The sequence below is a fragment of the Pseudomonas sp. TMB3-21 genome (assembly GCF_054898145.1).
The window spans coordinates 557,109-581,607 of the sequence record NZ_CM142718.1; the positions used below are offsets into that span (position 1 = coordinate 557,109).

Sequence of the window (24,499 nt, forward strand, 5' to 3'; positions counted from 1 at the left end):
GGTGTGCCTGGGAAGTTTAAGGCGCGCTCACTTCAGATAACTTTTGTAGTGGGCCATTCGCTCATCAACATAACTTTCAGGAAGAAGATGACTTCCTCTCTGCGCCCCTTCTCCATTAACGTAGTCCACCCCTATATATTCATTTTCTCTCGAATATACCTGGACATACGTTTTAGGCTTTTTTTGTATCCACTCAAAAAACTGGCGATCCTCCTGATTTGACTTGTTCAAAACCGGAAAAGTCATAGCACTATGTTGCTCCAACAAAGCTCCGTCAACGGCGTATTTCGGGTCCGCGTTTGCACCCGCCTGCTCGAATATCGTGCCTATGCCAAATTGCCCATGATCTGCCGTATGAGCCAGAGGAAAGAAAGGCCACGCGTCCGCGACAACCAGTTCACTTCTTGGTGTACCACGAGGATCGCCAATCACGACAAAAGAATGATCTATGTCATTAGCAGCGCCCACCCGAAAAACGGGCCTCTTCGTCTCGGTACTTGCTAGCAAATGAAAATTGACTGAAGCGTGCTCACCACAATTACCTACACCGTATTCTTGAATCGAAGATAGAGAAGCGTAAGCGGAAGGGTCAGGCCGAACCAAACTCATTACCAAATTCAAGTTTTCACCTGTACGCCACAAGTCGAGCCTTTGATTCTCTGAACCCTTGTAAATTATAGACTTGGTAATCAAATTCGAAAGTTGGGCGTCTTTGAGACTTATAAAAATTTCATCTGAAACATTCACTAACCTAGAGGATTTTTTCCTTGGATCGGGGTACCTGGCCGGATTTCTGCTCGGCCTGATCCATCCGCCGTAGAGACCCAAGGCATTTTCCTGGGAGTTAGTTAAATTACCGACATCAATTGCGTCCAATCCATCAGCATCAATAAATCGCAATGGGTTCCCGCTTATAAAAGCAAAGACGTTCAAACCATCAATCGTTCCAGCAGGATCTGGATTCAACCACCGTTGCACCCAAGGCACGTAAAAGCGGAACCCATAGTAATAAAGCCCTGTCGCGTCCTGTTCTTTGCCTGAATATCGAACTGTCTTGTAACTAACCTGCACCGCCTCCCCGCTCGACCACGCCGTGCCGCCAAACGGGTAATACCGTTCCTGAGTGATAACGTTGGCGTCCTGATCCAGCTCCAGCGTGCTCGACCCCAAGTGATCAGTCAGGCTGTAGCGTTGCTGGTTGTTGGGGATGTCTTTCGGTTTTCCTGCTTTCCAGTGCAACACCCGAACGCTGCCGCGCCCGATCGACACTTCAATGATGTGCAGTTCCTCACTGGTGCCGCTGTGAGTGCGGATTTGCAGGCCGGGCAGATAACAGGTTTCGATGAGGTTGGTTTGTGAGCCCGTTAGCAGCGAACGAACTTTGCGCACACGCATGCCGTCGGCGCCGTACTCATACCTTTCGATATCGTCGTCGACTCCGTTGCGTTCGACCGGGCGCACTTCTCGTAACTGATTGCGCACGTCCCAACTCAAAGTCTGCCCCGGCTGCAATTGAAGCAAGTTACCGTTGGCGTCGAAGCTGTTCAGGAAATCCTGCTCCGAGGGTTCAACGCCATCACGCACCGGCAGACAACGATTGCTGTGGGCTTCAGCAACCAAGCGATGGCCGGGATCCTGCGCGCCGACTTGGGTCAGTTCGAGCAGGTTGTTGCCGGCGTCATAGCGGTAGGTTTGACGGTAGTTGCAGGGCATTGCGGGATCGACGGTCTGGGATGCTGACGGACCATGTTTGACGGCGCTGGCCTCCCAACCCGTGGCTTCGACCAATCGGTACAGCGTGTCGTAACGATAACGACTGATCGGCTCGATACGCTGGTTGGCGAAAAAGCGAATCGGCAGCGCGGCGTCTTCGATGCTCAGTACATTGCCGACCGGGTCGTAGGTGTATCGCAGGTTCTGCAGCGTAGCTTTGGTATCGAGGCAGGAAAGCAAACGTTTTAGTCGCCCGTCTTCGGGACCATATTCGAGAGTGGTGATCACGCCGTTGCCGGCGACTTCCTTTTCGACCTGGCCATGAGCGTTATAGGTGACTGCTCGCACCATCGGTAGCCATTCGAACGTGCCCTCCAAACGCAAATCCACAGCTCGTAATGTGCCATCGAGGGTTTGATGAAACCATTTTTCATTGCCTCGGGCGTCTGTTTGAGCGCGCAATTCGCCTGATGGACTGAAGCGCGAGTGCGTTACAAAACCGTCGGTTTTTTGCGAGGTAAAACGCCGCTCCTGCTCAATTGCTGCGCCGTTCAATCCATAATCGTTAAACAGCAAAACACCCGCTGAATCCTCATGACGGATCAATCGGCCGCACTGGTTGTGGTCGGCAAATGCCTGATCGTTGGCCGCGTAAGTCAAACGCTCGGCAATTACCGGACCGCCTCCTGCGGCTTGCTCGTATAACTCGCACAGGCGCAATTGCTTGTCGTATTGCATCCAGCGCTGCGAACACCGGCCATCCCATTCATGCGCTGATTGCCCTGCTTCGCCAGCCAGACTCAAACGCATTCCGGCGTCTACGCTGTTCGATGCCAAGATCGCTTTTGACAACGAATAAATGTTGATCAAATTAGCTGCGGCCGACGCGCACTCAAACACTCGGGGATCCCACTGCTCAAGTGTCCGCCCGGCCGCGTCATGAACGGTGCGATCAACCCGAATTTCTGCATCGTCAGCGGGACCGGCCCGGTAGTAGTGAACTGAGCGCGCGATCAGACCGCGCGGGTCGCTTACCGTCAGCGTCGGGCTAGCGCTGTGAGCCTGCAACTGATCTGGCATCGCGAGTTCCGCTATTTTCTGAATTACACTTGTGTTATGCGGCTATGTAGCCTGAGTAACTTTTAACGCGATCCCGAACAAATTTTTCCGGGAGCTCATTAAAGTGGCCATTCCGCCCCTCCGACATATAGTCCATGCTTCGATAATCGCTCTGCGTTGAAAACGACTGCAGCCACATTTTGGGCCGAGCAACTATCTCAGCCATTCTCTCTGCAGGTGGTGTATCTGGAAACACGACTTTAGAGTTGACTATAAGGAACCGGTCATCTAGCTGATATTTAGGGTCCGCATCAGCAGAAGCACTATCGAGAATATTCCCTATTTCAAATTCTCCGATGTCTGCAAGGTGAGCTTGCGGAAAAACAGCCCAAGGATCGACTATCACCAGCTTGTCCAGTGACAACTCGCGATAGTCACCTATGACATTAAACTTATGATTGACACCACGCCCGGCACTTACTCTGAATATCGGCTCCTTAGTTTGAGCACTTGCTAAAATATTAAAGCTTACGCAAGAGTGCTCAGTACAATTGCCCACCCCCGCTACCAGGATTGCAGCCAACCGATTGTTTTCTGATTTTACACGTCGCACCACACCGAGGCTTTTTAATAAAGATCCCGTTGGTTTACGCGCCCTCCAAAGATCAATTACCTGATTTGGAGCACCGTCCACAATGAACATTTTAGTCACCAAGTTCGTAGTATGGGCGTGTTGCAAGGAAGCAAAAATATCTGCGTCAACCTCCTCATGAACGGTGAAAGGTGCAGTATCAAACTCGATTCCGGCCTCGTACAATTCCAAAGCGGGCGCACGCTGAGGCCCATCCAGCCCTATAGTTTTACGCTGGTCAGACGTGAGCGCATTGATATCAATTCCTTTTGCACCTCGATGATCGATATATCTCAGAGGATTGCCATTAACAAAAGAAAAAACGTTTGCCCCATCTTTATAACCGGCCGGGTCAGGATTTAACCATCGCCATAACCACTGTGCGTAATACCTAAGTCCGTAGTGATAAAACCCTGTCGCGTCCTGCTCTTTCCCTGAATACCTGGCCGTTTTGTAACTAACCTGCACCGCTTCCCCATTCGACCAAGCCGTACCGCCAAATGGGTAATAACGTTCCTGAGTGATGATGTTAGCGCCCTGATCCAGCTCCAGCGTGCTGGATCCCAAATGATCCGTCAGGTTGTAGCGTTGCTGGTTGTAGGGGATGCCTGTTGGTGGTTCTGATTTCCAGTACAACACCCGAACACTGCCCCGCCCGGTCTGTACTTCAATGAGGTGCAGCTCCTCACCGGTGCCGCTGTGAGTGCGGATTTGCAGGCAGGGCACATAACGGGTTTCGATAATGTTGGTTTGGGTATGGGTTTGCAGTGAGCGGATTTTGCGCACGCGCATGCCATCGGCACCGTATTCATACCTTTCGATATCGTCGTCGACACCGTTGCGTTCCACCGGGCGCACTTCGCGCAACTGGTTGCGCATGTTCCAATTCAACGTCTGCCCCGGCTGCAATTGAAGCAAGTTTCCATTGGCATCGAAACCGTTTCGAAAATCGTTTTCTGTAGGTTCAACACCGTTAAGCACCGGCAGACAACGATTGCTGTGGGCCTCAGCAACCAAGCGATGGCCGGGATCCTGCGCGCCGACTTGGGTCAGTTCGAGCAGGTTGTTGCCGGCGTCATAGCGGTAGGTTTGACGGTAGTTGCAGGGCATTGCGGGATCGACGGTCTGGGATGCTGACGGACCATGTTTGACGGCGCTGGCCTCCCAACCCGTGGCTTCGACCAATCGGTACAGCGTGTCGTAACGATAACGACTGATCGGCTCGATACGCTGGTTGGCGAAATAGCGGATTGGCAGCGCGGCGTCTTCGATGCTCAGTACATTGCCGACCGGGTCGTAGGTGTAACGGAGATCCTGAAGGGGAGCATTGCCATCGAGGCGGGACAGCAAACGTTTTAGCCGTCCATCTTCGGGGCCATATTCAAGAGTGGTGATCACGCCATTGCCGGCAACTTCTTGTTCGACCAGGCCGTGAGCGTTGTAGGCAGTGGTGCGCACTATTGGCAGAAATTCGGGGGAGTAGTTCAAGCGCAAATCCACAGCGCGTAATGTACCATCGAGGGTTTGATGAAACCGTTGTTCATTGCCTCGGGCGTCTGTTTGAGCGCGCAATTCGCCTGATGGACTGAAACGTGAGCGCGTTACATAACGGTCAGTTTTTTGCGAGGTAAAACGCCGCTCCTGCTCAATTGCTGCGCCGTTCAATCCATAATCATTGAACAGCAAAACACCCGCTGGATCCTCATGACGGATCAGTCGACCGCACTGGTTATGGTCGGCGAATGCCTGATCGTTTGCCCCGTAAGTCAAATGCTCGGCAATCACCGCATCGCCTCCTGCGGCTTGCTCGTATAACTCGCTGAGGCGCAGTTGTTCGTCGTATCGCATCCAGCGCTGCGAGCCGCGACCATCCCAACCCTGGACCGGTTGCCCCGCCTCGCCAAACAGGCTGATACGCAGCCCGGCGTCTACGCTGCGTGAAGCCAAAATAGCGCCGGACAGCGAGTAGATATTGCTCAAGTTAGACGGACCCGACCCAAGCACCAACAACCGCGGATCCCACAATTCAATCGCACGTCCTGCCGCATCATGGACGGTGCGATCAACCCGAGGTTGCGCGGTGCCAGCAGCGCCGGCACAGTCGTATTGCACAGCGCGCGCGACCATCCCGCGCGGGTCGATCACCGCTAAAGTCGGGGTATTGTCGTGTATGGTCTGCAGATTCAGCATCGGGTATTCCACCCTTTTTATGAGCTAACACCAAAATCGCCGGCGGGACTACTGCCATAAGTTACAGTTCCGACCGTTAGATCGGATCGCTTGCCTTTCGATAGCTGTTTTGGTCGAACAGGCCTTGCGATGGATGAGTCGGTGAGCGCAGCCACCAATTACGGCTTATTAGTGATCTGCACCATGCTGTTCAAGGCTTTGATTTGCACCACGCGATCCAAAACATACGTTATCGGCAGCTGATTAAATCGCCCACTTGGAAAACTCTCTCCATGATAATCAATGCCAAGCGAGTCCTCATTAGTAGAAAAGTAAACGGTGTGGGCGTCCATTCTCCAAATGTCTTTAAGACGCGCCTGTGACCAGTTTTCCTCAAATACGATCTGACTGTGCTCAATCAGCTTTGCATCATCTATTGCGTACCAACGGTGAGAACCGGCGGTCGCTGACTCCAAGGTATCTCCAATTTCGTATCTGCCTACCTCTGCGGTATGCGCGCCGGGAAATGTTGGCCACGCGTCCGCGATCACAATTTTCTCCAGAGGGAGTTCACGATGGTCCCCTATGACCACAAACGCGTGATCCACATCCTTGGCGGCTGAAACCCGAAAAACTGGATATTCGGTTTTGACGCTAGCCAGAAGATTGAAATTTATCCGCGAATGTTCGTGACAATTACCAACCCCACCGTCAATAGCGCCTTGTACACGGTTAAACCAGCGACCGCGGCTCTCGCGAAGCTTCCGGGCCACCTCTAGAGGCTCCTGGCGTGCTCTCCATATATCGACGGCCTGATTTGCAGCTCCATCCACCAGTAACATTTTGGTTACCAGGTTAGCTACATGCGCCGCCTTGAGCGATCTCATCGTCTTGTCGTCTACTTGCATGAGCCTGCCGGATGGCCGGGCCCCGCCCGCTGTATCAAATAATTTATCGGCGGCTGACACCTGCACTCCATCCAGGCCTACCGCACCACTCTGCTCCGGGGTCAGTGCGTTCACGTCGATCTCGACATGGCCGTGAAGATCTCTGTATTTCATCGGATTGCCACGTACAAACCCGAAGAGGTTGGAACCGGCCGCGTAACCGGCAGGATCCGGATTCAACCAGCGTTGCCTCCACTCGATGTAATAACGCAGACCGTAGTAATAAAGCCCCGTCGCGTCCTGCTCTTTCCCTGAATACTGCGCCGTTTTATAACTAACCTGCACCGCCTCCCCGCTCGACCACGCCGTGCCGCCAAACGGGTAATAGCGCTCCTGAGTGATGACGTTGGCGTCCTGATCCAGCTCCAGCGTGCTCGACTCCAAATGATCGGTCAGGCTGTACCTTTGCTGGTTATTGGGGATGCCTGTCGGTTGTTCAGATTTCCAATGCAACACCCGAACACTGCCACGCCCGGTCAACACTTCAATGACGTGCAGTTCCTCACCGGTGCCGCTGTGAGTGCGGATTTGCAGGCCGGGCAGATATCTGGTTTCGATGAGGTTGGTTTGTGAGCCCATTTTCGATGAACCGACTTTGCGCACGCGCATGCCGTCGGCGCCGTACTCATACCTTTCGATATCGTCGTCGACTCCGTTGCGTTCGACCGGGCGCACTTCTCGTAACTGATTGCGCACGTCCCAACTCAAAGTCTGCCCCGGCTGCAATTGAAGCAAGTTACCGTTGGCGTCGAAGCTGTTCAGGAAATCCTGCTCCGAGGGTTCAACGCCATCACGCACCGGCAGACAACGATTGCTGTGCATTTCGGCGACCAGGCGGTGGCCGGGATCCTGCGCGCCGACATGGGTCAGTTCGAGCAGGTTGTTGCCGGCGTCATAGCGGTAGGTTTGGCGGTAGTTGCAGGGCATTGCGGGATCGGCGGATTGAGATGCTGACGGGCCATGTTTCACGGCACCGGCCTCCCAACCTGTGGCTTGGACTAATCGGTACAGCGTGTCGTATAGAAAGTGGCTGATCGGCTCGATGCGCTGATTGGCGAAAAAGCGGATGGGCAGCGCGGCATCTTCGATGCTCAGTACATTGCCGACCGGGTCGTAGATGTAATGCAGATCCTGCAGAGGAGCGTTGGTATCGAGGCGGGACAGCAAACGTTTTAGTCGCCCGTCTTCGGGACCATATTCGAGAGTGGTGATCACGCCGTTGCCCGCGACTTCCTGTTCGACCTGGCCATGAGCGTTATAGGTGACTGTGCGCACCATTGGCAACCATTCGGGCGTGTCGTTCAAGCGCAAATCCACGGCGCGCAATGATCCATCGATGGTTTGATGAAATCGCTGCTGGTTACCTCGGGCATCTGTGACGGAGATCAACTTACCGGGTGGATTGAATTGTGAGTGCGTAATGAAGCCCTCCATCTTTTGAGGGCAAAGACGCCGCTCCTGCTCAGATACCGTGCCATTCAATCCATAATCGTTGCACAGCAAAACACCTGCTGGATCTTCATGACGTATCAGTCGACCGCACTGGTTATGGTCGGCGAATGCCTGATCGTTGCTCGCGTAAGCCAAACGCTCGGCGCAAACCGAATCGCCTCCTGCGGCTTGCTCAAATAACTCGCTGAGGCGCAGTTGTTCGTCGTATCGCATCCAGCACTGTGAACCGCGACCATCCCAACCCAGCACCGGTTGACCCGCCTCGCCAAACAGAGTGATCCGCAGCCCGGCGTCCACGCTGTTCGAAGCCAAAATAGCGCCGGACAGCGAGTAGATATTGCTCAAATTAGACGGGCCCGACCCAAGCACGAATAAGCGCGGATCCCACAATTCAACAGCATGCCCTGCCGCATCATGGACGGTGCGATCAACTCGAGTTTGCGCGGTGCCAGCAGCACCGGCACAGTCGTATTGGACAGCACGCGCGACCATCCCGCGCGGGTCGATTGCCGCTAAAGTCGGGGTATTGTCGTGTATGGTCTGCAGATACAGCATCAGTTATTCCGCCCTTTTTATGAGCTAACACCCAAATTGGCGACGGGACTACTGTCACAAGTTACAGTGCCGACAAATGCATAAAACTTTCATCTGAACAGTCTGGACCGGCCGCCCGATAGCGCACTTGCTCTACTCAAGCCCCTGACTGATCTCGGCTGCAGGACGTAACTTCATCCCCCACTTCAGGTAGGATGGCCTCCTCCCTGTTCAGAGGTCTGCTCCATGTTCATCGGCGTCCTGCTGGTTTTCACCTGGTTAGTCCTGTTGCTGCGTTACCCGGCGAAGGCCTTGCCCGTTTCCGTGGCAGCCGCTATCGGCCTGGGCCTGGTGGCAACCTGGGTGATCTGGATGGACAACCGCGAGGTCAAGCAACTCGCGCGTCTGGAACTGCGCATCACTTATGCCCCCGAGCAATGCCCTGCCGACCGTCCGCTGCAATTGACCATGAACAACGGCAACGACGTGCCGTTGACCGAACTGCGCTGGCGCATCGCCGCCTACGCGCCCGGCGATACCGTGAACCTGGCCGACAATCAATACACCGCGCCACGCTATCGCGGCCCCGGTGAATTGCAGGCCGGTGCCAATTGGCAAGACTGTTTACCAGTGCCTCCGCTACGACCCGGTTATCGGCCGCAAACCCTGGAGTTTCGCGCTGAGCGACTGCAGGGTAGTTTCTCCGACTGATCCCTTTCCCTCTTTTGCACAAGGACCGCGCCATGCCCGTTGCGTTGATTACTGGATGTTCCAGCGGCATCGGCCGCGCCTTGGCTGATGCATTCAAAGCGGCCGGCTATGAAGTCTGGGCCAGCGCCCGCAAGGCTGAAGATGTGGCGGCACTGGCCGCCGTCGGATTCACAGCGGTGCAACTGGACGTCAATGACGGCGCTGCGCTCGAACAACTGAGCGAACGGATCAACCTGCAAACGGGCGGCCTCGATGTGCTGATCAATAACGCCGGTTATGGCGCGATGGGGCCACTGCTCGATGGCGGTGTGCCGGCCATGCAGCGGCAGTTTGAAACCAATGTGTTCGCCATCGTCGGGGTGACCCGGGCGATGTTTCCGGTGTTGCGTCGAGGTAAAGGATTGGTGGTGAATATCGGCAGCGTCTCCGGGGTTCTGGTCACGCCATTTGCCGGCGCCTACTGTGCGTCAAAAGCGGCGGTGCATGCCTTGAGCGATGCCATGCGCATGGAGCTCGCACCGTTTGGCATTCAGGTCATGGAAGTGCAGCCGGGGGCCATCGCGTCGAGTTTCGCGAAGAATGCCGGGCACGAGGCGGAGCAGTTGATCAGCGAGCAATCGCCCTGGTTTCCGCTACGTGAAGGTATTCGCGCGCGGGCCAAAGCGTCCCAGGACAATCCGACGCCGGCCAGTGAATTTGCTGCGGGGTTGCTCAAGGCTGTGCAGCAAAGCCAGCCACCGCGGCTGATTCGATTGGGCAACGGTAGTCGTGCGTTGCCGTTGATGGCGGCGTTGCTGCCGAAGGGCTTGCTGCAAGCGGGGCTGATGAAGCGGTTCGGGTTGAAGGGGCAGCTGTGAGACCGAGGTGACGCCTTCGCGGGCAAGCCACGCTCCCACAGGAGATTGGGGATGCATGCCCGGTTTCGGTCAATTGTGGGAGCGGGCTTGCTCGCGAAGGCCGACGACTCGGTGCACCGGTTACGCACCCTCACCCGGCTTCACCACCACCGTACACGTAATTCCCGCCGCCAACAGGACGCCCTCCGGCACTCCATCAATGTGAATCCGCACCGGCACCCGTTGCGCCAATCGCACCCAGTTGAATGTCGGGTTCACGTCGGCGATCAGCTCACGGCTTTGCGGGTTGTCGCGGTCGTAGATGCCGCGAGAAATACTTTCCACATGCCCCTTCAGCACTTCACCGCTCATCAATTGCATGTCGACTTTATCGCCGACCCGCACGTGCGGCAGTTTGGTTTCTTCGAAAAAGCCGTAAACCCAGAACGAGTTCATGTCGACCACGGCCATTTTCGCTTCGCCGGCACGTGCGTAGTCGCCACGATGCACATTCAGATTGGTCACGTAGCCGTCCACCGCAGCGCGGACTTCAGTGCGTTTGAGATTGAGTAGTGCCGCTTCAAGTTGCGCCTGGGCCTGTTGATAATCGGCCAGGGCGGAGTCGGCGATGTTGCTGGCGTCGTCGCGGTTTTCCCGCGAGATCACCAGGTTGTCCATGTCGGCGCGGCGGTGTGCGTTGACCTTGCGCATTTGCCAGGTCGACTTGCGCGAAGCCACCAGCGACTGCGCCTGTTTGACCGCGATGCGGTAGTGCTCGGGGTCGATGCGCATCAGCAGATCGCCCTTTTTTACCAACTGGTTATCGCGCACCGGCACCTCGACCACTTCCCCGGTGACGTCGGCGGCGACGTTGATAATATCGGCGCGCACCCGGCCGTCGCGGGTCCACGGCGTGTCCATGTAATGCACCCAAAGGGTCCGGCCGATCCACAGGGCGAGGGCCAGCACCAACAACGTGGCGAGCAGGCTGAACAGTTTTTTCATCAGGGCCTTCTTCAGTGATGGAGATTCAACGGTAGACGGTCAGCGCCAAGGCGCCGAACAGACAGGCAAACAGGCTCAGGCGCAGCAGCGCCGGGTGCCAGAAAAAACGGTACAGATCGAATCCGGACAGGAACCGGTCAAGCGCCCAGGCCAGCGCTGCGGCAATAAAAAACATCAGCGTCATGGTCGGCATGTACACGCCGTGGAAAGCAATTTCACGAGGCATGTTCGAGTCCTTCGCGCGGCGCTTGCACATAGGCTGCCAGCGGTGATTGCGGGTCCAGCAACGAGGTGCGGATGAAGTGCAAATAACTTTTCACCCGGCGCAATGCCGAGGTGCCGAAGTGCGGCGCGAACGGCTCATCGGTGGCTTGCACGCGACTGATCGCATGATCGACGGCGATCAGGGCGCGTTCGAGATTGCTTTGGTTCGGTTGCACAAAAAGCCGCATTAGCGAGCGCCCCATGACCCGAATGGCCTGACGCCACGGTTGTGATTCGGCATAGGCAGGGTGTACCGGGAGGATCGCCTGTTCTTTGCGCAGTTCGATGATCGCGTGTCCGACCTCCAGCACTACGAACATCCAGCGCAGCAGGTCGCATTGCACCTGCGGCTGCCCGACGGCCAAGCCGTAAGCTTGGTGCAGCAAGTCGCGGGTGCGGCTCTCGAAACTCGAGGCCAGCCCCTTCAGCTTGCCGCTGATCGCATACACCACTTGCCCGCGCAGATCCTGCTCGAGACGGCGCCACAGCCAGCGACTGTTCGGCGGCAGAATGATCGCGCCGGCTGCCGCACACACCAACATGCCCAGCACCATGGCGATGTAGTCGTTGATGAACGCGTACGGGTTGTAAACCGTCAGGTTGTCGGGCACCGAACCGGTGCTGAAGAAAATCAGCAAACCGAGGCCGACACCGGCGTATTGCGGGCGCGAAGAAAGAAATGAGCCCAGCACGATGACCGGCGCAAGCATCACGCACAGCAGTGGAAAATCGTCGATCCACGGGAACACGAAAAACATCTCGAAGAAGCCGATCAGCGCGCCGAGCAAAGTGCCGCAGGCCATCTGAAACGCCATGCGTTTCGGGTTGGGCGTCGCCGCGGACAGGCCAACGGTGGCTGCCGCAATCAAGGTCATGGTCGCGCCGCTCGGCCAGGCCGTGGCCACCCAATAACTGCCGAGCACCACCAGAATGAATGCCGCGCGAATCCCCGAGGCTGCCGACGCCATCCAGTTGGTTTGCGGAGTGAAGGGCTCGTCCCAGTGTTCACGAATATGGTTGTGATCGGCCAGCGACGCGTGGGTTTGCGCATAGCCGTGCAAGTCGTCGACGAAGCGATAGAGCAGCTCATAGGCAGTGTGAAAATCCAGCAGCTGCGCTTCGCTCGGGTGGCTTTGCTGAAATGCCGCACGCAGGCTGCGAACCCGCGCCGGCAAACCTTCCTTGCAGGCAATCAGCGCAGTTACCAAACGCGCCGCGTCGGGACTGGTCAAGGCGCGACCGCTGAAACCGTCGAGCACTTCGACAAGGTCCTGCAAGCCTGGTTTGATCGCGGCCACTGCATGATCCGCGTCGCTGCTGCGCAAGCGTTCGAGCAACTGATGCAGGGCGTTGAAACGCGTGGTGATGCTCATGAATTCGCTGTTCAATCGACTGAGCCGGCCGTTGCGTCGACGCATGTGCGGGTCTTCGAACACGGTAACGCTGCGCAGCCCTTCAAGGCCAACCGCCTCGGCGATGAAGCGCACATTGCTCGCTTCAAAAGCCTCGCGCTGGCTGCGACCGCGCAAGCCGTCGGTGACAAACAAGGCGAACACGCCGAAGCGCTGATACAGGGCGCTGCGCATTGCCGCGCTGGCGGTTTGCGGGAGGATCGCGGCGCTGACCAGTGTGGCGCAAAGAATGCCCAGAGAGATCTCCAGTACGCGCCACACCGCCGCCATGAATGCGCCGTCCGGATGCGCCAGCGCCGGCAGGCCGACCATTGCAGCGGTGTACCCGGCCAGCACAAAACCGTAAGCGCGGAAGTTGCGGTAACGCGCGGCACCGGCGGAACAGATGCCGACCCAGATCGCCAGCGAGCCGAGGAACAGTTCAGTGTTCTGCGCGAACAGGGCAATCAGCGCAACCATCACTGCCGAGCCGGTCAGAGTCCCCAGAAAGCGATAAAAGCTTTTCGCGAACACCTGACCGCTTTGCGGCTGCATGACGATGAACACGGTAATCATCGCCGTGCGCGGCTGCGGCAACTCCAGACGCATCGCCAGCCACAGCGTCAGAAATGCCGCGAGCAAGACTTTGAAAATGTACACCCAGGTCACGCCGTCGCTGCGTGCCCAGTCGAAGAAACCCCGGCGCCATTCCAGGGAGGACAGCCAGCGCAAGGGTGCGAGCAACGGGGTCATGGATTCCTGCTTAGTCATTGAAATTGGTGAAGACAGGCCACTCACTTTGTGGGAGCGAGCTTGCTGTGTTGACAGTCAGGGCCCTATCGCCAGCAGGCTGGCTCCCACAGGGTGTGCGTTTAACGCAAAAGGACCGGAGTTTTCGGTGCGCTGATCTGGCGGTCTTGCGGCGCATCGTCACCCGCGCCAAGCCCGCCGCCGAGGGCTGTCACCAGTTCGGCATGCGCGCTGAGACGCGCGGCCTGAACCTGCTGCTGGACTTGCTGCTGCTTGAACAACAACGTTTGCGCGTTGAGCACATTGAGGTAGTCGGTGAGGCCGCGCTGGTAGGCGATCATCGCAATGTCGTAGGTTTTCTGCGCGGTCGCGACCGATTCGGCGGCGAACATCTGCTGCTTGTCCATCGATTCGCGGCGGATCAACTGGTCGGAGATATTTTTCAGCCCATTGATCAGCGTCTGGTTGTACCGCGCCACGGCGATGTCGTAACCGGCGGAAGCTTCGCCGAGTTCGGCGCGCAACCGCCCGCCGTCGAAAATCGGCAGCGAGATCGCCGGCCCGACGTTGTAGTTGAGTTTCCTGCCGGTCAAAAACTCCAGCGCCCCGCCGCCCGTGGCCATGTAGCCAAGGCTGCCGACCAGGTCCACATTCGGATAAAAACCGGCATGCGCGACGTCAATGCCGCGCGCCTGCGCGGCCACTTGCCAGCGACTGGCGACAACATCCGGGCGTTGCCCGAGCAGCTGCGCAGGCAAGCTCGACGGCAGTTTCAGCGCCGCGCCCAGCGCCAGTGTTGGCCGCTGCAACTGCGCGCCTTTCCCCGGGCCAAACCCCGAGAGCGCCGTCAGCTGATTGCGACTCAGGGCGATGGCTTCGTCGAGTGCATCGATCTGCCGATGAGTTTCCGGCAAAGGCGTCTCGGCCTGGCTGACTTCGAAATGAGTGCCGATCCCGCCGTCGAGGCGTTTCTGTGCGAGTTCGAGCATCTGCTTTTGCTGCTGCAGAGTCGCGGCGACGATGTCCCGTTGTGCGTAGTGCAGCGAGAGTTCGATGTAGGCGCGCACGACGTTGCTCTGCAACTCGAGTTGCGCCAGGCGCGCTTCGGCCGCGCTCACGTGCGCCATGTCGACGGCCCGCTCGCTGGCATTGCTTTCACGACCCCAGAGATCAAGGGCGTAGCTGAAACCCAGTGCAGCGTTGTTGTCCCAAGTGGATGTGTCGGCCAGTCCGCCCGGCCCATAAAACTGATCGGTGGGCCAGTTGTGTCGTTTCAGGGTGGATTGGCCATTGATCTGCAGCGACTCGGCAGATTCCGCCAAGCCGGCCATGGCCCTGGCCTGACGCACCCGCGCGGCGGCCATGGCCATGCTCGGGCTGCCTTGCAGTGCGAGGTCGATCCAGCGATTCAGTTGCGGGTCGCCGTAGGCTTGCCACCATTGAGCATCAGGCCAGTGCGCATCCTGTTCAGCGCTGCGAATAGCTTCGTCAGTAGCCAGCGAATCGGGTGCGTGCACCTTGCCCTGCGGCGCAATGCCACCGGTGCCGATGCAGCCACTGATGATGAGAGTTAAAGCCAAAAGACTGAGCGTCTTAAGCGCTCTGTTGATGCGACGCGGCACTGCTGAGATTTCCTGAAATGGAAGGACGTACGAGGCTCACCGGTGCTGGCTTCATGTGGCGAGGGGGCTCGCCCCCGTTGGGTTGCGCAGCGCCCCCAAGTCTTGACCGCGCGTTGTTCATGAAAATCGCATTCGCTGATTTCACGTTTACTGCGCAAACGAACGGGGGCAAGCCCCCTCGCCACACCAGCCCCCTCACCACACACACGTGTCGGCACAAAAGCCCGGTTGTTACAACGGCGCGATTCTAGGGCTCGGCTGAAATGGCGATAAGCCGGCAAACTTGTGAATCTTTGTTACCGTTCAAGCGATAATCCCTTGGTCGGGGTCTCAGACCTTGAAACCTTGTGTCACAATTTGCCATCGCAACCGAGAGCACCCCATGGACACTCTGCAAAACATGCGCGCCTTCAGCTACGTGGCCGAGGCCGGCAGTTTCACCGCCGCCGCCGTGCAGCTCGACACCACTACGGCCAACGTTTCGCGCGCGGTCTCCAATCTCGAAGCCCATCTGCAAACCCGCCTGCTTAACCGCACAACGCGGCGCATCGCCCTGACCGAGGCCGGCAAACGCTACCTGCTGCGTTGCGAACAGATCCTCGCCTACGTCGAAGAAGCCGAAGCCGAAGCCAGCGACGCCCATGCACGTCCAGCCGGGCAGCTCAAGGTGCACACCATGACCGGCATCGGTCAGCACTTCGTAATCGACGCGATCGCCCGTTATCGCAAGACGCATCCCGATGTCACGTTCGACCTGACCATGGCCAACCGTGTCCCGGATTTGCTTGATGAGGGCTATGACGTGTCCATTGTGCTGGCCAGTGAGCTGCCGGACTCGGGCTTTGTGTCCCAGCGCCTGGGCATCACCTACAGCATCGTTTGCGCCTCGCCGGCTTACGTCAAAGCCAACGGCTGCGCGCACAAACCCAGCGACTTGCTCAACCACGCGTGCCTGCGCCTGGTGAGCCCGGTGATTCCGCTGGAAAAGTGGACGTTCGATGGGCCGGAAGGCCAGGAAATGGTCACCATCAACAGCTCGCCATTTCTGGTGAATTCCGCTGACGCGATGAAAACCGCAATCATCAGCGGCATGGGCGTTGGCGTTCTGCCGGTGTATGCAGCGATCGAAGGCTTGCGCAACGGCACGCTGGTGCGGGTAATGCCCAATTACCGCTCGCAGGAACTGAACCTGTACGCGATCTACCCTTCGCGGCAATATCTGGATGCGAAGATCAAAACCTGGGTCGAGTATTTACGGGGCTCGCTGCCGGAAATTCTGGCCGCGCATCAGGCGGAACTGGTGGCCTATGAATTGAGCGGCAGTCTGGGCGGCGCGCGGCTGGCGAATTAGCCCGGGAAGCAGTTCCTCCTTTGTAGAAGCCGGCTTGCTGGCGATGGCGGCCAACCAGCCCTCATGTTCAGGCCACGATCGCTATCGCCAGCAAGCCAGCTCCTGAAAAGTCCCCGCGCGTCCGAAAGCTTGGCACTCGCGCAACCTCCGCGAAGAATGTTAGCGTGCTTGGCATCTCCACGCCCGACGAGCCTTCCTCCATGAAAAAGACTGTCCTCGCCTTCAGCCGCATCACGCCTGACATGATCGAACAGCTGAAGTCAGACTTCGACGTCATCGTGCCGAACCCGAAAAACGGTGACATCAATGCCCAGTTCAACGAAGCCCTGCCCCACGTACATGGTTTGATCGGAGTCGGTCGCAAGCTCGGCCGTGCGCAACTGGAAAATGCGCGCCAGCTTGAGGTGGTGTCCAGCGTCTCGGTCGGCTACGACAACTACGACGTCGGCTATTTCAATGAGCGCGGCATCATGCTGACCAACACCCCCGACGTGCTCACCGAGAGCACTGCCGACCTGGCTTTCGCTTTGCTGATGAGCAGTGCCCGCCGCGTGGCTGAACTGGATGCCTGGACCAAGGCCGGTGAATGGCAGGCCAGCGTCGGCGCGCCGTTATTCGGCTGTGATGTGCATGGCAAAACCCTGGGCATCGTCGGCATGGGCAACATCGGCGCGGCGATCGCCCGCCGTGGCCGCCTCGGCTTCAACATGCCGATCATCTACAGTGGCAACAGCCGCAAAACCGAGATTGAGCAAGAACTGGGCGCGCAAATGCGCAGCCTGGACGAGTTATTGGGCGAAGCGGATTTCGTCTGCCTGGTAGTGCCGCTCAGCGAAAAAACCAAACACCTGATCAGCCACCGTGAGTTGGCACTGATGAAACCGAGCGCGATTCTGATCAACATTGCGCGTGGCCCGGTGGTGGACGAGACCGCGCTGATTGAAGCGCTGCAAAGCAACCGCATCCGCGGCGCCGGGCTGGACGTGTACGAAAAAGAACCGTTGGCCGAATCGCCGCTTTTTAAGCTGAAAAATGCCGTGACCCTGCCGCACATCGGCTCCGCCACGCATGAAACCCGTGAGGCGATGGCCAATCGCGCCGTAGCGAATTTGCGCAGCGCCCTGTCGGGTGAGCGACCACAGGACTTGGTGAACGCTCAAGTCTGGAAAGGCTGATACAAAACGGGCAGGCGTAACTAACCCCTGCCCATTATTTCATACCCCCAAATAATTGCTGATACACACTTTGCAATTCAGCCGCCGCCCAAATAAACGGGCCACACGATAAGCTCTCCTTACTTGCCCATTATGACGGGAACCAACTTTGGAGAAATCGTATCGTGAACTATCTGACAACGGCTCAGACCATAAGAATCAGTAAAGTCTTGCTCATGCTGTACATAAGCATCTTCGGATTACTGGTTATGTACAGCAACTTCACCGACTACCCCACCAATTATGAATACCTGGGCCATATCCTCAGCATGGACACGGTCCGAGCTGATGAATTGTACAAGTACCGCGCCATCACTTCACCGATGGCCCATCACCGTATCTACTGGTTGATCATTACACTTGAAGTGCTATCTACCTGCTTTTGCGTAGTGGGCACTTACCACTTGTACAAGCATTTAAACAGCAGCGCCAAAAAATTTCACGAGGCAAAGAAGTTCGCGTTGATCGGGTTACTGATTGCAATCGCCATTTACTATGTTGGCTTCCAGGTTATTGGTGGTGAATGGTTTAACATGGATGAATCGGACCGCTGGAACTATAAAGACTGGGCGCGACATATTGTCGACTTCGTAATGCCATTGATGATGTATGTGGCCCTCAGGATCGAACGTTGAGCGCTGATTGCCCGATCCATCTCAGGCCAGGCTTCGATGTTCCTGCACCCGTAGGGCTTTGGGTTTGCGGAACACCAGCACATTGCCCAGCATCACCAACACCAGCCCCGCGAGGGCCGGCGCGGTCCATTGGTAGCCCTCCGCGAAAGCCGAGACGTTAAGCGCCACCACCGGGAACAGCACGGTGCAATACGCCGCACGCTCCGGCCCCATGCGCCCGACCAGCGTCAGGTAAGCGGTGAAGCCGATGACCGAACCGGGAAGCACCAGGTACAGCAGCGAGCCGATGTAGCGCGCGTTCCATTCCATTTCGAATGGAATGCCCTTGATCAGGCACCACATCGACAACATGGCCGCACCGTAGGCCATGCCCCAGGCGTTGGTCGTCAGGGGTCTGAGGCCGGCTTTTTGCTGCAGGCTGGAAAGCATGTTGCCTGCGGAGAAGCACAGCGTGCCGAGCAACGCCAGACCCAGGCCCAGCAATGTCTCCGGGCTGGCGGTGTGGCCGGCCAGCTCAGGCCAGAACAGCAGGCCTAGCCCCATCAAGCCAAGCGCGCCGCCCATCAACACATTGCGGGCGATTTTCTGCGCAAAAAAGACCCGAGCGTTCAGCGCGTTCCACAGGGTTGCGGTAGAAAACACCACGGCGATCAAGCCACTCGGAACCCATTGGCTGGCCGTCAGAAAACACATGAAATTGATGCAGAACAGGCACAAGCCCTGCGCCAGACAAATGAGGTGCCCGCGACGGTTCATCACTTGCAGCTTGCGGCTGAGCACCAACATCACGAACAGCACCAGCGCGGCGAGACCGAAGCGATAGACAATCGACACCGGAATGGCCACCACGCCCAGCTGCCATTTCAGGGCAATCCAGGTGGTGCCCCAGATCAGCACGGTCAGCAAATACAACGACAGGTTCATGGCAACGCTCCTCGATAGGCGCTCAGTGTCCTGGCTGATGCCATGCCGCAGTTGCGTAATCTTGCGCTTTTGTCAGCGGACGGGCTGGCAGGCCAGGGCCTACGGAGTAGGATGCAAAGCGTCAGAGAGAACCGATCATGCCCGCACTGGAAACACTGCAAGTCTTTCAAGCCCTTAACCGCTCGCCCCATGCTCGACTCGAGCACAGTGCCGAGCTCGGTGACGGCATGGCTGCGGCGTTGTGGAGCAACCATCATGACGCGCAGGATTACGCCGGGCCGAGTCATCACACGCTGTCGTGCTACATCGCGGGTGGCACCGGCACCTTCCGCCGTGATCAACCCGGCACCAAGGGTGCGCCGGACAAACTGTGCACGCTGCCGGCCGGTCATGAGTCGGCGTGGGTGATCAATGGCGACATTCGCCTCGCCCACGTCTACTTAAGTCCCGAACAATTTGCCCTCGGCTGCGTTACCTTGCTGGACCGCGAGCCTCGCGAGCTGCAGCTACGCGAAAACACCTTTCTCGATGATGCGGTGCAGGCGCGCCGTTTCAGGCAGTTGATCACGCTCAATTGGGACGAGCCCGGCGAACGCCTGCTGACCAGCAGCCTGGCCCATGAAATGCTTAGCCACGCGCTGCTCAGTCAAGTGGGCCAGCGCGACGGCTTGCGGCTCAAGGGCGGGTTGGCGGCGCATCAGCGGCGGCAATTGGTCGAGTTCATCGACAACCATCTGGCAGAGGCGATTAGCCTGGGGCAATTGGCGGGATTGTGCGCGTTGTCGGAATATCACTTCGCGCGGATGTTTCGCGCGAGTTTTGGCTTGCCGCCGCATCAGTATTTATTGGCACGGCGCCTGAATCGGGCACAGGCATTGCTGCGCAGCACGTCGAGGCCGTTGGGGGAAATTGCGCTGGCGTGCGGATTTGCCAGCGCGAGTCATTTCACTCATCGTTTTCGCCAGGGGCTGGGCGGCACGCCAGGGGAATATCGACAGGCGTTTTTGCGTTAGTCCGAGTCTTTCGCGTCACTCTTGTGGGAGCGAGGCTTGCCCGCGAAGAACGATGACGTAGTCTTCCCCTAGAACTCCAATGTGCCGGACAGCGAAACCTGCCGCGAATCCCCCATTGACACAAAGAACCGACTCGCCGCCGACGTGTAATAAGTACGGTCAAACAGGTTCTTCACATTCAACTGAAACTTGACATTCTGCCCGTCAAATCGAGTGTCGTAAGTGGCGAAAGCATCGGCCACGGTGTAACTCGGCAGATCAAAATCATTCACCGCGTTCCCCGCCCGCTCACCGACATAGCGAGCGCCCGCACCGATGCGTAACTGGTCGCCGCCGACAAGGGTGCCGAAGTCATACACCGCCGACAGAGCACCCGAATTCTTCGCCACGTTCTGCAGCTTTTTGCCTTTGTAGGTCGGGTCCTCAGTGACCTCGGCATCGGTGTAAGCGTAACTGCCGATCATGCTCCAGCGGTCGCTCAACTGTCCGGTCAGATCCACTTCCAACCCGCGCGAGCGCACTTCGCCGGCGGCACTGTAGAGGGTCACCGGACCTTCGGCATTGGCCACCAGCACGTTGCGTTTCTTGATGTCGAACAGCGCGACATTACCGGTGACACGACCCGGTATATCGAGCTTGGCACCCACCTCCCAGGACTTGGCTTCCTCCGGCGCAATGCTGCAGTCGAGCACTGTGCTGCTGCCGCTTAGCGGGGCGATGGTCGAGTTGGGTTTGAACGATTCGGTATAGCTGCCGTAGAACGACAACTCATCGGTGTAGCGATACACCAGGCCGGCGCGTGGCACCCATTTCTGGCCGTTGCTGTCGGTGTTGGCCTGGAACGGCACGCCTTTACCAGCGTACTGGTCGTACTCCTGGAAACGCCCGCCGGCCACCAGGATCCACTGATCGGTGAGGTGGATCGAGTCCTGCAGAAACAGCGAATTGCTGCGCAGCTCGTCAGTCTGAGCACTGTCCGCCGGGCTGACCGTGGAGCCCGCCACTTCGCGGTCATACACCGGTTTGAGGTAACTGAACGTGCTGAGGCTTTTCTGCCGGATCAGGTCTTCGCGATAAATCTTGCGGTACTCGTCATCGACGCCGAACACCAGATCATGTTGCAGGCCCAGTACATTGACTTTGCCTTCGAGGCTGGCGGTGGTGAAGCGGTCGGTACTGACGGCGTTCTGCGTGCCGTCCATGCTCCGCGTCAGCGTGCCCCGGTCGGTGTCAATGGCCGTGACGCGCACCTGACTGGCATCGTAGGTTTCGCGGTTCCAGCTGTAGCCGAAATGCGCGTTCCAGTTGTCATTGAGTTCGTGATCGGCTTGGAAGTGATACAGGTCCGAGCGGCCCTCCATGTTATTGAAGGGCTCATCCAGGCGACGGTCGCGGGGGATGTCCAGCGGGTGATTGTCGCGCGGATCGATCAGGGTTCCGCGGTCGAACGGGGTGAGAAATTCGCGGTGCTCGTAGGCAAACAACAGCTGGGTGCGTTCGCCGACCCATGCCAGCGACGGCGCCACCAGCGTTTCGCGCCGGGTGCCGAAATTGCGCCAGTAGTCTTCGTCTTCGTGGTCCACGATCATGCGATACGCCAACCCGGAATCGCCGACCGCGCCGGTGCTGTCGAACGCGCCGCCGCTGCCGTTTTTGCCGTCGCCGTAAGTCGAGCCGCGCAGGGTCAGAGCGTTGTACTGCTGCAATTCCGGCTTCTTGCTGACCATATTGACCACACCGCCCGGATCCTGGATGCCGTACAGCAACGACGCCGGGCCCTTCAACACTTCCACCCGATCCACCGTGGCGTTAAGGCCACGTCCCTGCACCACCGGCATGCCGTCGCGCATGATCGAACCGTTGCGGTTGTCGCCGAAGCCACGGGTCATCACCGAATCCTGGGTGCCGCCCAGCGTGTTGCCCTGTGTGATGCCGCTGACGTTGGCCAACGCATCATCGAGGTTGCGCGGCGCCTGATCACGAATGACCTGGGCCGGGATCACATTGACCGTCTGCGGGATTTCCTGGAGCAGCGCCGAAGAACGCATCACCGAACTGGTGGGCGGCGGTTGGTAGCTCATAGGTTGGTCCAGTACCGAAGTAATAGTGGTCGCGCCGAGGTTCAGCGCGCCCTGGCTTGGCAGCGGCTCCAGCACGATCGTGTGGTCATCGCTGCGGCGGAAGGTGAAACCCGAACCGCTGAGCAAGCGCTGGATCGCCTGCTCGGCTGTCATCTGTCCATTAAGCGCGGGCGCCGTTACGCCGTAGGGCGCTTCATCGGTGTAGACCACGCTGGTGCCGGTAATCCGGCTGAAGTCGCTGAGCGCCTGCGGCAACGGTCTGGCAGCTATCGCAAAGACAAATTGCGCGTGCTGCGCAGTGGATTGATCAGCGCCGAGCGCCACGCTGACCGGCAAACAGGCCAGCATCGAAATGCCCAGCGCAGATGCACTCAACCACTGTTTCATCGAACCGGATGTCGCCCTGGACTTCATTGCTCATGACCTGTGTAGAACCGTTACGGATGCGAATGACTCGCAGTTTCAGTCACTACACGGATGGCGGCCGGATTTACCTCATCAGAAAGTTGAAAATAAGGTCTGCTTGAGAAATTTGGGGTCTGGTCTGCCGTCATCGCGAGCAAGCTCGGCTCCTACAGGTCAAGCCACATTCGAGCGATCAGCGCCTGTCCCTGTGGGAGCCGAGCTTGCTCGCGATGACGCCGGCAGCCTCAACGCACAATAATCATCGGCCCCAATCGATGTTGTTCAAAACCCAACACGCCCTGCAACGAATTCAACACCGCTTGCGGATCCTTGCCCGGAAAACTTCCGCTCACCCGCCGCGCCGCCATTTCATCGTTGAGCAGCACAATCCGTCCCGGGTAATACCGGCGCAGATCCTCCATCACGTCGGCCAGGGTTGCCTTGTAGTAATTGAGCCAACCCTGGCGCCAGGCAAGCTGCGCTTCGCTGTCCACGGCGTGGAGTTGCTGCGCTGTGCCGTCGGCGTATGCGACTTGCTCGCCGGCGCTGAGAATTTGCGCTTCGGCCTGCGGGTCCGCTGTCACTGCGACGCGCCCCGACAACACCGTCACCTGCGCGCCGTCAGGTTGCAGACGCACTTCGAATTGTGTGCCCAACACCCGCGCCTGCCCCTTCTCAGCCTCGACCACAAACGGCTCGCGGCTGTGCGTCACGCGGAAAAAACCGGCCCCGCGGCGCAGTTGCACGTGGCGCTCGCCGCCGCTGAAATCCACAGCGATGGCACTGTCGGCATCCAACGTGACCTGCGACTGATCGGCCAGCGTAACAGTGCGAATCTCGCCCGGTGCCGAGACGTAATCGGCGCCCATATCATCGATCCAGCGCGACGGCTGCCAGCCAGCGCCGATGCCGATCATCAGCAGCAGACACGCCGCCATCGCCAACGCAGCGGACCAGCGTCGCACGCTGTTGCGGCGCGAAGGGTTCATGGCATCGAGGTAGCCCTGCAGGGCTGATGCGTCTTCATCGGCCAGCGTGCGGGCCGGTGCTTCAGTCAGTTCCCACACCACCTGCGCCTGGGCATAGGCTTCGGCATGCGCCGGATCAGCCTGCAGCCAATGACTGAAGGTGGCTTGATCGCCGCTGCTCGGCTGGTCATGCAGCAGGCCCAGCCAGGCGAAAGCCGTCTGCTCCTGCGCGAGTGTCGGAATAATTCGCTCTGGCTGCTTCACGGTGCTTTCCCTGGCGTGCGCGGTTGAGGTTCGCGCAAGCTGGCCTTGCAGGCGTCGAGGGCGCGCATCATATGTTTTTCCACAGCACTTTGGGACACACCCATGGCCTTGGCGATCTCGGCGTATTTGCGACCATGGATGCGATTGAGCAGAAAGATCTGCCGCGTACGCTCGGGCAATGCGCGTAACGCCGCCTCGACATGACGCAGATCGTTGCCCGCTTCCAGCGCCGCTTGTGGTTCGCTGCCGTGGCTGTCCGCCTGCTCCGGCAACCAGCCTTCGCTCACCCGCACCCGCGCACCTTCGCTGCGCAGGTGATCGATAGCGATATTGCCGGCACAGCGCAACAAATAGGTGCTGAGCTCCTCGACCTGCACCAGCGGCCGGCGCCAAAAACGCAGGAACAGATCCTGCACCAGATCCGCCGCCGTGGCCCGACAGCCCACACGCCGATTGATCAGCGCTTCCATCTGCGCGCGCTGAGACAGGAACACCTGCAGAAAATGCGCACGAGCTCCCCGAGGTTCCTCATCGTGCGAATCCGGTGGACTGGCGATCAC

Annotated in this window: 17 protein-coding genes; 6 read left to right on the top strand and 11 right to left on the bottom strand. The window is 58.3% G+C overall.

The window, feature by feature from the left end; translation table 11 throughout:
* Nucleotides 1-27 precede the first annotated feature (27 nt).
* The 3 genes from ACYZTS_RS02690 to ACYZTS_RS02700 form a co-directional block, all read right to left on the bottom strand.
* A complete protein-coding gene (locus ACYZTS_RS02690; RefSeq protein WP_461993827.1) occupies nt 28-2,793 on the bottom strand; it encodes an RHS repeat domain-containing protein in 2,766 nt (921 codons plus the stop codon).
* Between the two features lie 34 nt (nt 2,794-2,827).
* A complete protein-coding gene (locus ACYZTS_RS02695; RefSeq protein ID WP_461993829.1) occupies nt 2,828-5,593 on the bottom strand; it encodes an RHS repeat-associated core domain-containing protein in 2,766 nt (921 codons plus the stop codon).
* 158 nt (nt 5,594-5,751) lie between these two features.
* Complete coding sequence (locus ACYZTS_RS02700; RefSeq protein WP_461993831.1) at nt 5,752-8,526, bottom strand: RHS repeat domain-containing protein; 2,775 nt, start codon at nt 8,524-8,526, stop codon at nt 5,752-5,754.
* A 225-nt stretch (nt 8,527-8,751) separates the two neighbouring features.
* On the opposite strand from ACYZTS_RS02700, the gene ACYZTS_RS02705 reads away from it, so the two are divergent.
* Together ACYZTS_RS02705 and ACYZTS_RS02710 are read left to right on the top strand one after the other, a co-directional pair.
* Nucleotides 8,752-9,216 carry a hypothetical protein gene (locus ACYZTS_RS02705; RefSeq protein ID WP_028623385.1) on the top strand — a complete coding sequence of 155 codons (465 nt, stop codon included), beginning with the start codon at nt 8,752-8,754 and terminating at the stop codon, nt 9,214-9,216.
* Nucleotides 9,217-9,248: 32 nt separating this feature from the next.
* The gene (locus ACYZTS_RS02710; protein WP_028623386.1) at nt 9,249-10,073 is read left to right on the top strand and encodes an SDR family oxidoreductase; all 825 of its coding nucleotides are present in this window, start codon (nt 9,249-9,251) and stop codon (nt 10,071-10,073) included.
* A gap of 120 nt (nt 10,074-10,193) precedes the next feature.
* Here ACYZTS_RS02710 and ACYZTS_RS02715 read toward each other — a convergent pair whose 3' ends face one another.
* The 4 genes from ACYZTS_RS02715 to ACYZTS_RS02730 all read right to left on the bottom strand — a co-directional run bounded on the left by ACYZTS_RS02715 (nt 10,194) and on the right by ACYZTS_RS02730 (nt 15,084).
* The gene (locus tag ACYZTS_RS02715; protein WP_461993833.1) at nt 10,194-11,057 is read right to left on the bottom strand and encodes an efflux RND transporter periplasmic adaptor subunit; all 864 of its coding nucleotides are present in this window, start codon (nt 11,055-11,057) and stop codon (nt 10,194-10,196) included.
* Nucleotides 11,058-11,082: 25 nt separating this feature from the next.
* Nucleotides 11,083-11,283 (bottom strand): DUF1656 domain-containing protein, encoded by a 201-nt coding sequence (locus ACYZTS_RS02720; protein ID WP_028623388.1) that lies wholly within the window; start codon nt 11,281-11,283, stop codon nt 11,083-11,085.
* Nucleotides 11,273-13,465, bottom strand: coding sequence for an FUSC family protein (locus tag ACYZTS_RS02725; protein WP_461993835.1), 2,193 nt, complete (start codon nt 13,463-13,465; stop codon nt 11,273-11,275). Before ACYZTS_RS02725 ends, ACYZTS_RS02720 begins: the two co-directional genes overlap by 11 nt.
* Before the next feature lie 119 nt (nt 13,466-13,584).
* Nucleotides 13,585-15,084, bottom strand: a complete 1,500-nt coding sequence (locus ACYZTS_RS02730; protein ID WP_461993837.1) for an efflux transporter outer membrane subunit — start codon at nt 15,082-15,084, stop codon at nt 13,585-13,587.
* Between the two features lie 382 nt (nt 15,085-15,466).
* Between ACYZTS_RS02730 and ACYZTS_RS02735 the strand changes: the two genes are divergently transcribed.
* The 3 genes from ACYZTS_RS02735 to ACYZTS_RS02745 all read left to right on the top strand — a co-directional run bounded on the left by ACYZTS_RS02735 (nt 15,467) and on the right by ACYZTS_RS02745 (nt 18,284).
* Nucleotides 15,467-16,435, top strand: coding sequence for a LysR family transcriptional regulator (locus tag ACYZTS_RS02735; RefSeq protein WP_028623391.1), 969 nt, complete (start codon nt 15,467-15,469; stop codon nt 16,433-16,435).
* Nucleotides 16,436-16,635: 200 nt separating this feature from the next.
* Nucleotides 16,636-17,610 (top strand): 2-hydroxyacid dehydrogenase, encoded by a 975-nt coding sequence (locus tag ACYZTS_RS02740; RefSeq protein ID WP_461993839.1) that lies wholly within the window; start codon nt 16,636-16,638, stop codon nt 17,608-17,610.
* Nucleotides 17,611-17,774: 164 nt separating this feature from the next.
* Nucleotides 17,775-18,284 carry a DUF2165 family protein gene (locus ACYZTS_RS02745; RefSeq protein ID WP_028623393.1) on the top strand — a complete coding sequence of 170 codons (510 nt, stop codon included), beginning with the start codon at nt 17,775-17,777 and terminating at the stop codon, nt 18,282-18,284.
* A 21-nt stretch (nt 18,285-18,305) separates the two neighbouring features.
* On the opposite strand, the gene ACYZTS_RS02750 is transcribed toward ACYZTS_RS02745, so the two are convergent.
* Nucleotides 18,306-19,208: a DMT family transporter gene (locus ACYZTS_RS02750; protein ID WP_461993842.1), complete on the bottom strand. Its 903-nt coding sequence runs from the start codon at nt 19,206-19,208 to the stop codon at nt 18,306-18,308.
* Between the two features lie 137 nt (nt 19,209-19,345).
* On the opposite strand from ACYZTS_RS02750, the gene ACYZTS_RS02755 reads away from it, so the two are divergent.
* On the top strand, nt 19,346-20,221 hold the full coding sequence (locus ACYZTS_RS02755; protein WP_461993844.1) for a helix-turn-helix domain-containing protein: 876 nt from the start codon (nt 19,346-19,348) through the stop codon (nt 20,219-20,221).
* Nucleotides 20,222-20,289: 68 nt separating this feature from the next.
* Here the strand turns inward: ACYZTS_RS02755 and ACYZTS_RS02760 are convergent, their stop codons facing one another.
* From ACYZTS_RS02760 to ACYZTS_RS02770, 3 genes are all read right to left on the bottom strand, one after another.
* Nucleotides 20,290-22,716: a TonB-dependent siderophore receptor gene (locus ACYZTS_RS02760; RefSeq protein ID WP_461993845.1), complete on the bottom strand. Its 2,427-nt coding sequence runs from the start codon at nt 22,714-22,716 to the stop codon at nt 20,290-20,292.
* 236 nt (nt 22,717-22,952) lie between these two features.
* A complete protein-coding gene (locus ACYZTS_RS02765) occupies nt 22,953-23,939 on the bottom strand; it encodes a FecR family protein (protein WP_461993847.1) in 987 nt (328 codons plus the stop codon).
* Complete coding sequence (locus tag ACYZTS_RS02770) at nt 23,936-24,499, bottom strand: RNA polymerase sigma factor (RefSeq protein WP_461993849.1); 564 nt, start codon at nt 24,497-24,499, stop codon at nt 23,936-23,938. Before ACYZTS_RS02770 ends, ACYZTS_RS02765 begins: the two co-directional genes overlap by 4 nt.